Origin of the sequence: Thermoanaerobacter siderophilus SR4, from assembly GCF_000262445.1 — a bacterium.
GTDB classification, from domain to species: Bacteria; Bacillota; Thermoanaerobacteria; order Thermoanaerobacterales; family Thermoanaerobacteraceae; genus Thermoanaerobacter; species Thermoanaerobacter ethanolicus.
Genome location: NZ_CM001486.1, coordinates 1,087,373 through 1,102,302 on the forward strand (window position 1 = coordinate 1,087,373; position 14,930 = coordinate 1,102,302).

The 14,930-nt window shown below is 33.2% G+C and carries 11 protein-coding genes and 3 pseudogenes; all 14 read right to left on the reverse strand.

The genetic code is table 11. The annotated features are described in order from the left end of the window. Positions 1-5 precede the first annotated feature (5 nt). A complete protein-coding gene (locus THESIDRAFT1_RS05320; protein ID WP_003870427.1) occupies positions 6-218 on the reverse strand; it encodes a CLC_0170 family protein in 213 nt (70 codons plus the stop codon). Positions 219-284: 66 nt separating this feature from the next. Then, the gene (locus tag THESIDRAFT1_RS05325) at positions 285-1,013 is read right to left on the reverse strand and encodes a nucleotidyltransferase family protein (RefSeq protein WP_006569759.1); all 729 of its coding nucleotides are present in this window, start codon (positions 1,011-1,013) and stop codon (positions 285-287) included. A gap of 5 nt (positions 1,014-1,018) precedes the next feature. After that, positions 1,019-1,696 carry a GntR family transcriptional regulator gene (locus THESIDRAFT1_RS05330; RefSeq protein WP_003870429.1) on the reverse strand — a complete coding sequence of 226 codons (678 nt, stop codon included), beginning with the start codon at positions 1,694-1,696 and terminating at the stop codon, positions 1,019-1,021. Next, positions 1,689-2,556 (reverse strand): annotated as a pseudogene (gene ispE, locus THESIDRAFT1_RS14730) (4-(cytidine 5'-diphospho)-2-C-methyl-D-erythritol kinase). The gene THESIDRAFT1_RS05330 and the pseudogene ispE overlap by 8 nt, the downstream one beginning before the upstream one ends. Before the next feature lie 93 nt (positions 2,557-2,649). Then, positions 2,650-4,176, reverse strand: a complete 1,527-nt coding sequence (locus tag THESIDRAFT1_RS05340) for a DUF3794 and LysM peptidoglycan-binding domain-containing protein (protein ID WP_006569761.1) — start codon at positions 4,174-4,176, stop codon at positions 2,650-2,652. Between the two features lie 106 nt (positions 4,177-4,282). After that, a pseudogene (locus THESIDRAFT1_RS05345) lies at positions 4,283-4,551 on the reverse strand (Veg family protein). A 187-nt stretch (positions 4,552-4,738) separates the two neighbouring features. Next, positions 4,739-5,593, reverse strand: coding sequence for a sporulation peptidase YabG (yabG, locus tag THESIDRAFT1_RS05350; RefSeq protein WP_006569763.1), 855 nt, complete (start codon positions 5,591-5,593; stop codon positions 4,739-4,741). Between the two features lie 72 nt (positions 5,594-5,665). Beyond that, on the reverse strand, positions 5,666-6,217 hold the full coding sequence (gene spoVT, locus THESIDRAFT1_RS05355) for a stage V sporulation protein T (protein WP_003870433.1): 552 nt from the start codon (positions 6,215-6,217) through the stop codon (positions 5,666-5,668). Positions 6,218-6,319: 102 nt separating this feature from the next. Next, entirely contained in the window at positions 6,320-7,225 is a 906-nt protein-coding gene (locus THESIDRAFT1_RS05360) for a peptidylprolyl isomerase (RefSeq protein ID WP_006569764.1), read from the reverse strand. A gap of 53 nt (positions 7,226-7,278) precedes the next feature. Then, a pseudogene (gene mfd / locus THESIDRAFT1_RS14735) lies at positions 7,279-10,789 on the reverse strand (transcription-repair coupling factor). Positions 10,790-10,794: 5 nt separating this feature from the next. After that, positions 10,795-11,163: a hypothetical protein gene (locus tag THESIDRAFT1_RS05370; protein WP_003870436.1), complete on the reverse strand. Its 369-nt coding sequence runs from the start codon at positions 11,161-11,163 to the stop codon at positions 10,795-10,797. 28 nt (positions 11,164-11,191) lie between these two features. Then, positions 11,192-11,749 carry an aminoacyl-tRNA hydrolase gene (gene pth, locus THESIDRAFT1_RS05375; RefSeq protein WP_006569765.1) on the reverse strand — a complete coding sequence of 186 codons (558 nt, stop codon included), beginning with the start codon at positions 11,747-11,749 and terminating at the stop codon, positions 11,192-11,194. A gap of 128 nt (positions 11,750-11,877) precedes the next feature. Next, the gene (locus THESIDRAFT1_RS05380; protein WP_006569766.1) at positions 11,878-13,251 is read right to left on the reverse strand and encodes a S1C family serine protease; all 1,374 of its coding nucleotides are present in this window, start codon (positions 13,249-13,251) and stop codon (positions 11,878-11,880) included. A gap of 264 nt (positions 13,252-13,515) precedes the next feature. Then, the gene (locus THESIDRAFT1_RS05385; RefSeq protein WP_003870439.1) at positions 13,516-14,928 is read right to left on the reverse strand and encodes a sensor histidine kinase; all 1,413 of its coding nucleotides are present in this window, start codon (positions 14,926-14,928) and stop codon (positions 13,516-13,518) included. Positions 14,929-14,930: the final 2 nt, after the last annotated feature.

The following is a 14,930-nucleotide window of genomic DNA, read 5'->3' on the forward strand; positions in this document are numbered from 1 at the left end:
CCTCCTTACATAGGAAAAAAGGTTCGTAAAATAATAGCAACTATCCCAATAAAAATATAAAACAATCCAATCCATTTACACAGCTTAGAATCCCTATCTAATCCTTTCCTCTCTAAAAATTTAGGCTCTATAAAAGCTTCATAAATCCCTACAATGAATACATTAGCAAACATATAAACAGTAAAGTATTGTCTTACAAAATGCAGTAAACTATACATACCATCACCTTCTGAATATATATTTTGCACTCAGAAGAAAAATATACAAAAAAAATAGGCCTATGCCTATTTTTGACTAAGATATTTAGTTGCCATTACTACATCTTCTTCTTTATCAACATCGTTACCTATTTCTGGATATTTAGATATGATAGCCTTTCCTTTTATGTTAAATAACTCTTCTGCTTTTTTCTCAATATGAGAAATTGAAAGTCTCCCTATTAAAAATAAAAATAATATCTTTCCTCCTAATAATTGTCCTAATTTCCATGGTTTTTTTCTATAAGCTATAAATTGTTTCGCATCTTTTATTAATCTATCTATGATTCCAGGGTTAACATAAAAAATATTGCCACCTGTAAAAACTCCTTCTTTCACCCGTGCATAAGTCCTTTTAGCCTCAGGAAACTTTTTTAAATTATCTTCTTTTCTAACAATAGGATAACATAAGTCCGCTCCTGTAGCCTCTGACTTTTCAATAAAATCGCAAACAGCTTCTTTAGTCAACATAGGAATATCACAAGTAAGAATCAAGACTCTTTTGTCATTTTTAAAAGGCTCTACTCCCTTCAAAACATTGTCCATTATATTGTCAGCTTGTTCAATTATAACATCTATCCCTGCTACTTTTTTAAGTTTTTCGGGATCTCCAACTACTGCAATTTTATCTATTTTATCACAACCTCTTAAAGCCTCAATTACATAAGAGATCATATACTTCCCATTTATTTTAACAAAAGCTTTATCAGGCAATTTGTCCTCTTTAGTACTGCCGGCCAAAATTATGGCATTCACCCAAATCACTCCTTGTAACTAAAATACTTTATGTCTTTTACAACCTCTGTCTGGAAATTGCGTATATGCTTCTCTGCCCATCTTCTTGCAGCATCTGTATCTCTTGCTTCGATAGCTTCTGTAATTTTTTTATGCTCTTGATGTATCTTTTTCGCTTTTTTCTCTTCGTTTATATACCTAACTCTAAATCTGTGTACATGTTCTTGTAAATTATTCATTATTTGAATTAATTTGTCATTTCGTGAAGCAGTAAAAATTAAATCATGAAATTCTTTATCCAACTTCACTAGCCCTTCATTATCACCTTCTTCTATCTTTTTTTGAAATTCCTCTACAATTTTCTTTAATTTATCAATTTCTTCATCCGTTATCCTTTCAGCAGCTAGGGAAGCAGCTAATCCTTCTAACGAACTTCTTACTTCTAAAACATTCAAAAGGTCTTTTGCATCCAAATCTGCCACATAAGCTCCCTTTCGAGGAACCATAACAACTAGCCCCTCAAGTTCTAATTTTCTAATCGCCTCTCTCACTGGAGTCCGACTTACTCCCAGCTTTTCTGCCAGCTGAACTTCCATAAGTCTCTCTCCAGGTTTTAACTTGCCTGTAATTATGGCATCTTTCATGTAATCAAAAACTACATCTCTTAGCGGTTTATAATTTTCCAATGGAAGAAAATCATTCATACAATTCTAACCCCTTATCTATAGTTTTTGAAAAAACACAAAACTGTAAACTTCTTTTAAATCCTCATAAGCTCTCTTAAGTCTTTCTAAATCGTCAAAAATTCCGTAAACAGTGGGACCACTACCTGATATAGCACATCCTAATGCGCCTTTTTTAAGCAATTCCTCTTTTATTTGATTAATAACTTCACATTCCCGAGAAGTTACCAATTCTAAATCGTTTTTTATATTTTCTGCAATTTTGTATATGTTTCCTTCTTGTATAGCTTGAGCAACTAAAAAAGTAGCATGGTGACTTTTAAAATTAAGTCTGTCCCATTTATCATAAATTTCTTTTGTGGAAATTTCAATATCAGGTTTTACAAGAAGTAAACTCATAGAGGGAATCTTTAAATTTTCAAATATTTCCCCTATGCCTTTCGCAAGCTTTGTCCCACCTTCCAGACAGAAAGGAACATCTGCTCCGACTTTCAGAGCAATTTCTTTTTTTCTTCTTTTGACATATTCAAATTCCATAATTTGTCTAATGCCACAATTGTAGCAGCAGCATCAGCACTTCCCCCAGCAAGGCCGGCAGCTAAAGGAATTTTTTTATTAAGCCTGACTAATATCCCTTCTTTTTTTTGGTATTTTTCTTTCAAAAGATTAATAACCTTTACTATCAAATTATCTTCTCCTACAGGCACCTTTGGGTTATCGCACAAAATTTCGATTGTGTCGCTTTTTTCAAACTCCAAAATATCAGCCAAATCAATTGATTGCATTATTGTAGAAATTTCATGATATCCATCTTCTCTCTTTCCTAATACATCTAAAGATAAATTAATTTTAGCATAGGCCTTTACTTTGATTTTTTTCATTTCTCCATCCACGCTCTTTCAATAATATTATAGTTATATATTATACATTATACAATAAATTTTCTGTAAAAAAAATACGCAGTCTCCTGCGTATCATTCTTCCATAGGTATTATTAATTTCATTCCCTCTGAAACTTTTTCTTCTTCTAAACCATTGGCAGAAATTAATTCTTCAAGGCTCACCCTGTACCTTTTAGCAATATCCCATAGGGTTTCATCTTTTTGCAGCATGTAGATAACAATGCTGTGTTTATTATCGATTTCTCTTGGAGCTTCGATTTCCTTAAGGTCTACAATAACCTCTATTTCTTTCTCTGCAAGTAAATCAACAGTATTATCAATTGCAAACTTTAATTCAATTTCTTTCATAGCTATTATTTCATAGGAAACATGAGAAATTTTTATATCAACCAACATAGGTCCTTTAACTTGACTTATCTCAACAAAAGTCTTAAAAGGATATTCATCTCTATAAGACTTTACACTACCTTCTTCAGACAAATATAAAATAGTATAATCTAATATTCCTTCTAAAACCAATTTATCTACATCTACACTGTAGTCAGATATAACAGGAATAACCACAACATCTATAAATCTTTTTAAGAAAGAAGGTAATTCTACATTAGTTTTGACTACAAATTGAGATTTAAAAGATTCTAATTTCTCTATCACAGTTAAATTTTCTTTTATGGGTTGAATATAAGCTTTTGTACCATAGGCATCAACAGGAAGCTCTCTATCCTCCGTCTCCAGCACTTGAACTTTTACTCTTATTGTGACTTCTATATCTAAAATAGTATTTTCTCCCTTTTCATCCTCCACTACAGTTGTAACTATGTCCATGACTTCCTCATGAGTTTTAGCAGACATATAACTTAAAGCCCCAGGAATATCTACAAAATTTGCATAATTTAAATCTGTTTCTAAATTTCCAAATTCTCCTCCCTGTGAAATATATAAAATATTACATTGTACACTTCCTTGAACTATTACCTTGTTATCAGTGACTTTAATTTCTTCCGGTTTTACTGCGACATCTGTTTTTATGACTTTTTGAATAGGGGCCTCTCCATCAGGAACTTTTATTTTATCTTTTACAAAGACTTCTACACTATTTTGCCCTACTGTATGCATTAACTTCACTTTTTTCTTTAAGGACTCCACTTTTATCGAATCTTCAGCTCCTATTACTACTTCTTTTTTATCAGATACTACTAACCTGCATTGTATCTTTATTACAGCTCTCATACTTATTTTCCTACTGTTTACCAACTTGTAGTCAACATTTTCAATATTTGCAACTAACATGCATCTGCTCCTTTTATCAATGCCTTCATCCTCAATGACATGGGAATAGTCAATTTCTTTTTCAATCCTTTCAAGCTCTCCATTTTTTTCGCCTAAATACAAAATGTCTAATGTTAGTTTACCTTCAAACTGAACTTTTCCTTCTGTCACAAAAACTTCATTAATATATGTCCGAGGATTTAATGCCAAAAGTACCAGCACGTCCGGTTCATTCTCAGGAACAATTATATCACTCTCTACCAGAAGTTGAGTATCATATGTACCCGATACAGAATCAAACTCTAAAATATCTTTATACACCTGTGGCATGCTTTTACCTCCTTAAAATAATTGTCCTTCACAATAAGATATGCTAATATAATATATAGTTATTGAGATAAAATTATGCCAAAAAAATAAGACCGAATATCTTCGGTCATTGGAGACACTGGATTTTTTTATTTCCTTCCATCACGGTTAGCTCTACTGTATCTGTTAAAATATCTGAATAACTGTAAGAAACCCTCCGGGTCGCTCCTTGTCCATCTAATACCACAATAAAAATGCTCGGATATGTCTTTTCTAATAATCCCTCTTTTATTATGGTCTTTTTTCTGCCACCATTTGTTTTAAGGCGAACTCGAGCACCTATATGTTTATCCAATTGTTTTTTATTTCATCAAGGGTTGATCTATCTGCCACCACTATCAACTCCTTAACACATGCTGTAAATATTGTACCACAATTTTCAGACAATGTCAAGGGTATAATATTATATCAGTGCACCTGCCTATTTGTCAATAATGATTTTTGTGCAAAAAACAAAAAAATATGCAAATCTCAGAGATATTTGCATTTAATCAGTAATTTTTAGCTTACGGAGTAAATTAATTTAATATTTGCCTTTTGGAACGCCATATCTAAATTTTCCCATTGTCTGCAATCCTCCAATTCCTGGCGCTCCCGTTATAGTGTTTTCTATTAATTCTTCAATTTTTACAAGCTCATTTATATGGGAAAAAGCCACTTTTTCACTCACCAAGACTGGATCAAGGCAGTGTATTAAAACCCTTTCTGGAGAGCTGGCATAATTAGCTCCCGCCTTTATAAGAGCTTCGTAATTTGATTGACAAGCTCCTGCAAAAATCACTAAATTGTCAAGTGCTGGTTCGTACTTCCTTGCATTTTTAACCGCTTCCACAAAATATTTGGAATTTCTGTAGTTATTTATATCGCTATAATCTCTGGTGTTGCTTCTTATACTATCATGACCTGTAAGAACTAATATATCAGGCCTATATTTTTCTAAGAGGTCATACACTTTATCTGGTTGTTCTTCTTCCTTTACCACTACTCCTACGACTTCCATACCTACCTTTTTATAGGCATCAAGACATACATTTAAATATTCCTCATCTCCGTCTATGTGAAGAACTTTTCCTGGTCTTCCGTAAGGCTCTTGCCGACTTGCGCGTACCATCCCTTTTTTTCCCTGAAGGCTTTTTGAAGAAGCAATTTTTTTTAAAAGGTGTTCTGCCTTTTCTCTATAAGGCCTATCATATTCCGCAATTTTGGCGCGAGAAGCCTCTATAAGGTCATCTTCTGGTGCATCTGCAATTATTCTCATGTTTAAACCGTGTAAAAGATAATGCCTTACTCCTTTATTATCTATAACATTAATGACTCTAAACAAAATGTCAGAGCCATAAGACTTTCTCATTACAATATCATTAATGCGAAAAGCCATAAATTAACCCCCCTGCGCAGCTTAATTCATAGTTTATAATATGCAGAGGGGTATATATATGTGTATATAAACTTATTCTTCCATCTGTTTACCCAAAAAAGCAGCAGCTGTTTCAGCGATTTTTGCTTCAACTTCTGTAACTGCTTCACCGGCTTCTTTAGTAAAAATCACCACACTTCCTATTGTATCTCCTCTTGAAATAATAGGAACTATAACTTGAGATGTAATGTTAAATTCCTGTCCATCTGCTATTTTAATCGGTCCTTTATCTTTCCCAGTCCCAAGCATTATCGTCTTTTTTTCTTCCAAATATTTTTCTAATTCTTGACTTATTGGTTTATCAATTAATTCTTTTTTTGCAACTCCGGAAACAGCTATTACATTATCTGTATCTGTAATGCATACAGGGTGTTTTGTAGATTGATATATGCTATCAGCGTACTCTTGCGCAAAATCGCTTAATTCACTTATTGGAGAATATTTCTTTAAAATTATCTCTCCTTCTTTATCTGTAAAAATTTCTAAAGGGTCTCCTTCCTTGATTCTTAATGTTCTTCGGATCTCTTTAGGAATAACAACTCTCCCTAAATCATCTATTCTGCGTACAATTCCTGTAGCCTTCAAAGTAAATACCTCCATTTCCTAAAATTTTTAGCTCAAGATTAGTATTTATATTTTTCCATAAATTTATTCGCAAAAAAACCCGGCAACTAAACTGCCGGCTTTTTACCCCACTGTTACTTTTATATTTTGAGGAAACTTTTGTATTTTTGCTGCTTTCTCAAGTGCATCATATTTTTCTTTAATAACTTGATTTTTCTTATCATTTAACAAATAGCTTTCTATCGCATCCTTTACTTCATTAAAAGGTTTTATTGCAACACCCTCTGACTTTATTATATGGTATCCATAATCAGTCTTAACAGGTTTTGATATTTCACCCTTCTTAAGTGAGAAAACTACTTGGTCAAACTCGGAAACCATAACGCCATGAGGAAATTCTCCCAAATCTCCTCCTTGGTCTTTTGTAGCCGTATCAATAGAATACTCTTTTGCTAATGTAGTAAAATCTTCGCCTTTCATAAGTCGATTGTATATATCTTCTGCTGTTTTTTCATCAGCCACTAATATATGACTAGCCTTCACCACTTCAAACTGCTCTTTATTATCCTCATAATACTTTTTTAACTCTTCTTCTGTAACTTTTACATCTTTTGTATATTCGTCAAAGAGCTTATTTATTAAAAGATAATTTTTCACATCTTCCTTTGTAATATCTTTATTAACTTCTTTTTCTTTTTGATACTCATCCTCTATTTCTTTATCTGTAACTGTAATATTATTTTTTAGAGCTTCCTGCACAAGTAATTTTTGAGCAATCAAACTATCAAGCACATTTTCTTTTACTACATCTAAAAACTTTTTCCCTTGATAATCCTGATTCCATATGTCTTTTGTATATTGTGGACTACTTTCAATTTGAGCCTTTACTTGGTCAAAAGCTTTTTTGTATTCAGCATTAGTAATGTTTTCACCATTAACAGTTGCAACAACGTCTTTTTTGGCAGAGCAGGATACTGTTAAAAATACTATAAAAACAAAAAATAAAAGTAATGCGATTTTCCTTTTCAATATAACATCCTCCTGACTTTAAAAAGTTTACATAGGCATAACTTAATTATATATCATTTCTCCACTAACTGCAAACTTTTTATTTTTTCTACTAATTCAATAAGTTCCTTTTGTATAGTCTCTTTTTTATTGAATCTATAAGTAAGATATGGTTGTACTTGACTTGAAAATATTAAATTCCCTCCATATTCTTTTATTACCTTCTCTATAACCTCCATATTTACTGATTCCATATCTTTAAACTTTAAAATAACGACGTTTCCTTTTTCCGTTATTTCAGTAATATAGAGCTGAGAGGCAATAGCCTTTAAATAAGCAATTTCCAATAGTGCCTCTACAGGCTTTGGATAATCGCCAAACCTATCTACAAGCTCTTCTGAAATCTCTATCATATCTTCTCTAGATTCTATAGAGGCTATTTTCTTGTACATCTCCAATCTTAAATTTTCGTCTTCAATATAGGAAGAGTCAATATAAGCATTGACTTTTATGTCTATTGTGGTAGTAATCTCTTCTTTGGGAGCTTCTCCTTTTAAATTCCGTATAGCCTCCTCTAAAAGCTTTAAATACAAGTCATAACCAATTGCATTAATATGACCATGTTGTTCTGCTCCAAGGAGATTTCCTGCACCTCTTATCTCCAAATCTCTCATGGCAATTTTAAATCCAGAACCAAATTCAGTAAACTCTTTTATCGCCTCCAACCTTTTTTCCGCCACTTCACTTAAAACTTTATCCTTTCTATAGGTAAAATAGGCATAAGCAAGTCTATTTGACCTACCTACTCTTCCTCTTAATTGATACAATTGGGAAAGCCCTAACTTATCCGCATCATAAACTATAATAGTATTTACATTTGGTATATCAAGCCCTGTCTCAATTATTGTAGTACTTACTAAAACATCGTATTCCCCATTTAGAAAGTCAATCATCACTTTTTCTAATTGGCTTTCTTCCATTTGCCCATGAGCCACAGCTACTCTACAACCAGGAACTAAATCTTTTACCAAAGAAGCCATCTTTTCTATGCCATTTACTCTATTGTAAACAAAATAGACTTGTCCCCCTCTTCCAATTTCCCTTAAAATAGCATCTTTTATTAATTCTTCATTAAATTCCATCACATAGGTTTCTACTGGAAATCTGTCTTCAGGAGGATTCTCCAATACGCTCATATCCCTTATACCAATCAAGGACATGTGCAAAGTTCTAGGAATAGGAGTTGCTGACAATGTCAAAACGTCTATATTTTCCTTAAGTTTTTTTATTTTCTCTTTATGAACAACTCCAAACCTCTGTTCTTCGTCTATAATTAAAAGTCCTAAATCTTTAAATTTCACGTCATTCTGTAAAAGCCTGTGAGTACCAACAATAATATCGATAGTCCCTTCAGCCAGGCCTTTAATTATTTGCGCTTGTTCTTTGGGAGTCCTAAAACGGCTAAGCATTTCTATCTTTACAGGAAATTCTTTGAATCTTTCTATGAAATTAGTATAATGCTGATAAGCCAAGATAGTTGTAGGACACAAAAAAGCAACCTGTTTTCCATCAGCCACCGCTTTAAAGGCAGCCCTTAAAGCTACTTCTGTTTTACCATATCCCACATCTCCACAAAGAAGTCTATCCATTGGCCTGTCTTTTTCCATATCCTCTTTAATTTCTTTTATACACCTTAACTGGTCTTCCGTCTCTTCATAGGGAAATTGCTCTTCAAACTCCTTTTGCCATGGAGTATCAGGAGAAAAAGCATGTCCTTTCACCATCTGCCTTTTGGCGTAAAGTTGTATCAAATCCTTAGCAAGGTCTGCTACTGCTTTTTTGGCTTTTCTTTTTGCTCTAAGCCATTCACTCCCCCCTAATTTATTTAACTTAGGTGGATTGTCTGTAGGCCCCACATATTTTTGCACAAGGTCTAATTGTTCTACTGGTACAAAAAGGGTATCTCCCCCTGCATAAATTATTTTTAAATAATCCCTTATAATCCCATCTACTTTTATCTTTTCTATGCCTTCATACTTTCCTATACCATAATTTACATGCACAACATATGACCCTACTTCTAATTCAGTAAAGCTTTTTATCTTGTCGGCATTTCTAATTTTTACAGTTTTTTTTGCTCCTTTTAGTCTGACCAAAAATTTCTCCATCGCTTATAACCGCAAATTTTGCATCCACATACTCAAATCCCTTGCTAACAGAGGCAGGATATATGACCACTTGCCCTTTTTGTATATCGTATTCACTGTCTTTAATCACTACAGTATCAATATTAAAACTGTCAAGCGTATCTTTTAAAATTCTTGCTCTTTCTTGATTCCCACTTAAAAGCAATACTTTATATCCTGCGTTTTTGTAATACTTCAAATCATCTACTAAAATATCCATTTTGCCGTGAAAAGGATGCATAGACCTTGATACAAAATTAACAATTGTTTGAGGCTGTAGTTCATTGTCAGGCTTTGCTAAAGTATTCATTATGAGTAAAAAGTTATTTTTCACTCTTTTTAATATCTCCTCATAATCAAAAAAAAGCTTACTTTGCTCTGGCAAAACCTCTCCTTTTTCTAACAAAACCTTGAAATTTTCATTAAATTCCATTTGAAGGTTATTTACCCTTTGTTTAATGCGACTGCTTTCATCTAAAATAATAATTGCCTCTTCTCCCATATAGTCAACAATAGAATAGACATCATCATAAAAATAATCTATAAGCTCATGAATATTTTCCACCCTTTTAGATTCTGTAATCTCCTCCATAATTTCTTCAAATTTTTGCTGTAACTTTTCTGCAATGCCACTTTTCGATTTTTTTATTTTTGACAAATAGGAATTTAAATAGTTCGAAACTGCCGAAATCCCCTTTTTGATGTGCTCTGCCTCTGCGATAAACTCTGTAGCTGGAAAAATATTTATTTTATCAATATTTTCTAAAGACCTTTGGGTAATCACATCAAAAGTCCTTATGGAATCTATTTCATCGTCAAAAAGTTCAATCCTATAAGGATATTCTTCCGTAGGAGAAAAAACGTCAATTATTCCTCCCCTCACACTAAATTGCCCTTTTCCTTCCACCATTTGAACCCTTTCATACCCCATGGTCACCAAATTTTTTATAACTTCTTCTAAATTTACAGTATCACCTAATTTAAAAACAAATTGATACTTTTTAAACAAATCCATAGGTATGAGCTTACCTACTGCTGCGTCTATAGAAGTAACTACAGCATGGGGACTTCCTTCTGACAATTTTTTAATTACCTGCAATCTCTGAGACACCACTTCTTGACTCGCAGCATCTATTTTATAAAACAAGGCTTCTCTTTTGGGAAATAAAGAGGCATTGCCAAAATTAAAAGAATACAAATCTTCGTATATTTTTCTTGCTTCCACCTCATCAGGAGCAATAACTAACACCTTTTTGTTAAACTTAGTCATTATATAATGGGCAATATGGGCTTTTTGAGAATCTGTAAGCCCATAAGCCAAAATAGGTCCTTTCCTCTGTTGTAGAAATTCTTCTATTGTTTTAATCTCTTTTAATTCTTCTATTTGACGAGTAAACATGTTCATCACCTCAACATAAGCCTATTCCATAAGCCATGTATTAAAGAAGTTACAATAATAGCCAAAAAAATATTTGTTTGCATCACTAATATGTAAGAGGTTATACCAAAAAAGCTGTGGCTTAAGATACTTAAAATAGAAGCCCTTAAATTGATTTTATAGGAAGCTTTTATGTAATCATTTACTGCCTCTGCAATTCCAAATATCAAATGAGACAAAAGAATAGAGGAAGTCAAATACCCTGCCACTGTCTTACAAGTTTCTTCAATGGCTGGTACAAGATAAATTATAGCTCTTCTCTTATATTTAGTTACTGCCATCCTATTTAGAAAATATGCTAAAATTACACCACCAATTCCAGATAATAGCCACATGTATTCATTTTTCTCCTTTATTGCCTTTTTACCAACCGTTAAATTTGCTCATAGCATGTTCTATCCCATTTTCTATAATATCTATCACCGCATCTGCTGCTTTTATAACAGCTTCATCAATTAGTTTTTTCTCTGACTCTTCAAACTTTCCTAATACATGACTTACTAAATCCTTTTGCGGTTTTCCAATTCCTATTCTAACTCGTGGAAATTCTTCGCTATTTAAAAGATATATGATAGACTTCATTCCATTGTGACCGCCTGAACTTCCTTTTTTTCTTATCCTTATTTTGCCCACATCCAAGTCTTTATCGTCATAAATCACAATTACATTTTCAAGCGGAATTTTATAAAAATTTACAGCATCGTATAAAGCTTCACCACTTGAATTCACAAATGTTTGAGGCTTTAAAAGAATTACTTTCTCTCCTTTAAAATAGCCTTCCCCCACCAGGGATTTAAATTTTAATTTCGTAACATTTATCCCTAATTTTTCTGCCAATTCATCTATTACCATAAATCCTACATTATGTCTTGTTCCTTCATATTCTCTACCAGGATTTCCTAAACCTGAAATTACGTACATACAACCACCCTTCCTTATCAAATTAATTATACATAATTACACACAAAAAAGCTATAGCATTTACAAAAGACTACCGGCAAGTTGCCACTTGCCGGTAGTCTTTTGTGCGAGGGAGGCATTTATTTTATTTATTGAAAGTTTGCGCTGCTTTGCAATTTTACATTAACTGTAAATGTTCTGCCATTCCTCCAAATTGTCACCTTTATTACATCTCCAACTTTGTGGTTATTTAATATGCCTTGCAAATCCTCAAAGGAAGTAATGTCTTTACCATCAACCTTTATTATCACATCTCCTGGTTGAATTCCAGCTTTTTCTGCTCCACTATTTGGCTGAACTTGAACTACATATACCCCTACATGTAAGTTATATTGTTCTGCATCTTGTTTTGTAATGGTCTGAGCACCTATTCCCATCATAGGCCTTTCTACATAGCCGTGTTTTATTATCTGGTCAATTATAGGTTTTGCTTCGTTTATTGGAATTGCAAAACCCATACCCTCAACAGGGGTTCCTTGGCTTCCAAACATTCCAAAAGGATCTTGAATACTTGGTCCTATTGAAGTGAGCTTAACACTTGTTATACCTATAACTTCTGCTTTACTGTTCACAAGAGGTCCGCCGCTGTTGCCAGGATTTATAGCTGCATCTGTTTGTATGAGTTTGACAGGCCCATAATCACTTTGGAGGTTTCTGTTAAGTCCGCTTATTATACCAGCTGTGACTGTACCTGCAAAGGAATCTCCAAGAGGATTGCCTATAGCAATTGCCAATTCCCCAGGTTGGAGTTTTGAAGAGTCTCCCAGTTTTACAACGGGTAAATTAGGAAGGTTTATTTTAAGTACTGCGAGGTCTGTTCTATCATCTTTTCCTACAAGTTTTGCATCAGCACTTCTTCCATCTAAAAGTTTTACTGTGATTTTTGATGCTCCGTCAATTACATGGTTATTTGTGACAATATATCCATCCGAACTTATTATAAAACCAGAGCCACTGCCTTTAGGGACATATTCTGTTCTATAGCCATTTGTATAAGCAACGTTTGTATCAATTTCTACAACAGCTGGGCTGACAATTTTGTATATGTTAGGTATCAAATTTAAAATACCGTTTTCGTCTGATGAAGTAGCATCTAGAGGCAAATATCTTGTAACAATCTGGGCTGATGCATCATTTTGGGTTCCATAGTATTTCATCACAGCACCTGTAACTCCTCCACCAATTAAAGCTGCCACTAGCGCTACTGCAATAAAAGATGCTACCATCTTCCTTCTAAATCTTTTTACCATCTTCCCAAGACTCTTTTTGTTGTTTCTAAATTCCACTTTAGGAATTGGTGCAGTAGTTTCCAATTCCTCTTGCTTTTGTTCCTCTGCCTTTAATATTTCGCTATTTAATTCTTCTGTTTGATATAGCTCTTCTTTTTCATTTTCTTCTGGAGGAACTACATTCTCCGGATCATTTTTTTCAATTTTATCTTCAAAGTCTTTTCCGTAATCCATAATCACTCACTCCTTTTGTTTTTCTTGCTTTTAATTATAACCCCTTTTTATTAACAAATTATGAACATGATGTAAAGATTTTAAGTAGTTTTTATTAAAAAATTGTTTGCACTGTTTTTTATAAATAAATGTGCGGCCCAAGTATTCACTTGGACCGCTATGATAAGGGAGGTCAAGGAGAGGCATTTGTCGCTCTCAAGTATCATTATATCCTTTATTTATGAATAAAGTGTTAACAAAGTGTAAATATTTTATTGTGATTTTTTAAAATTTTTTCATCGGTAAAGTAAAAGTAAATGCTGTACCTTTACCGAGTTCACTTTCTACCCATATCTCCTCATTATGAGCATTTATAATGCGCTTTACTATATAAAGTCCAAGGCCTGCTCCATCTTTCCCTCTCGATTTGTCCGCTTTATAAAATCTATCCCATATATGCTCTTGGTCTTCTGGAGAAATACCTATTCCATTATCTTTTATAGTAATAAATGCCTTGTCATCTTTTATTTCAGTAAAAATATGAATTATACCCTTTTCTTTAGAAAATTTTATTGCATTGTCTATAAGATTTGTCAAAACTTGTTCTATCTTATCTTTATCAGCTATAACTATTCTTCTGTCTTCTTCAAAATCGACTTTAACAGTTAGATCTTTTTCCACTATCCTTTTTTCAAACTTTATAACGGCCAGTCTTATAAGTTCATTTATATCAAATTCAGTCTTATTAAGTGGGAATTGCCCTGACTCAAGTTTAGTCATTTCAAGGAAATCATTTATGAGTCGAGACATCCTCCTTGTTTCTTTTTGCACTATTTTAAGATAATCGCAAGCTTTTTCCTTTGGAATAGTACCATCTAATATCCCATCTATATATCCTTGTATAGAGGTCAATGGAGACCTCAATTCATGGGAAACATTTGCCACAAAATCTTTTCTCATATCTTCTAATTGTTCTAATTCTTTTGCCATAACATTAAAGGATTTAGCTAAATCCCCTATTTCATCTTCTTCTTTATGTTGCACCCTTGCTGAAAAATTCCCCTTCGCTACCTGCTGAACAGCCAAGCTCATTTCTTTAAGAGGCTGAGATATTTTACTGGAAGTATAAGAAATGAGCACAAAACCTATTATAAGAGCTACTCCTCCAGATAAAAGCATTAAAATAAAAATGTTTATAATGGTTTTATTCATTTCTGTCAAAGGTGCATGCATAAATATAGCCCCTTCAATACGGCCATTTATAACAAGAGGCACTCCTACTGTCAAAACAGGCTGATTAAATTTACCACCAAAATATCCTTTTTTTACAACAGATTGTCCATCTAAAATGCTTTTTATTTCTTCTTTACTGAGGCTTACTCCTGTCCACGCTTTGCCCTGCTGCTGTGATTGACTGTAAATTAGCCCTTCTTTATCTACGATCCATACAGTAGCATTAATCAACCTAGTAACAACATTTAATTCTTGATTCCATTTATCTATGTTTATGTCACCTACCGCAAATTCATTTAAAATTGCATTTATTTCTTGAGCCTCTTCCAACATTATTTTTTCTTTGTCGGCAAAATAATAGTTTTGAAACATCAGATAAAACATCCCTGAAAGGATAGACAAAGTAATAAGGATGATAATTATATTGCTTATAAAAAGTTTTTTAAAGAGTCTATTTTTGCTCAAAT

Excerpts from the sequence above, each read along its gene's own strand:
- yabG (WP_006569763.1), bottom strand. The coding sequence starts at position 5,593 with ATGGCTTTTCGCATTAATGATATTGTAATGAGAAAGTCTTATGGCTCT.
- pth (WP_006569765.1), bottom strand. The coding sequence starts at position 11,749 with ATGTACGTAATTTCAGGTTTAGGAAATCCTGGTAGAGAATATGAAGGA.
- THESIDRAFT1_RS05320 (WP_003870427.1), bottom strand. The coding sequence starts at position 218 with ATGTATAGTTTACTGCATTTTGTAAGACAATACTTTACTGTTTATATG.
- THESIDRAFT1_RS05330 (WP_003870429.1), bottom strand. The coding sequence starts at position 1,696 with ATGAATGATTTTCTTCCATTGGAAAATTATAAACCGCTAAGAGATGTA.
- THESIDRAFT1_RS05380 (WP_006569766.1), bottom strand. The coding sequence starts at position 13,251 with ATGGATTACGGAAAAGACTTTGAAGATAAAATTGAAAAAAATGATCCG.
- THESIDRAFT1_RS05340 (WP_006569761.1), bottom strand. The coding sequence starts at position 4,176 with ATGCCACAGGTGTATAAAGATATTTTAGAGTTTGATTCTGTATCGGGT.
- THESIDRAFT1_RS05370 (WP_003870436.1), bottom strand. The coding sequence starts at position 11,163 with ATGTGGCTATTATCTGGAATTGGTGGTGTAATTTTAGCATATTTTCTA.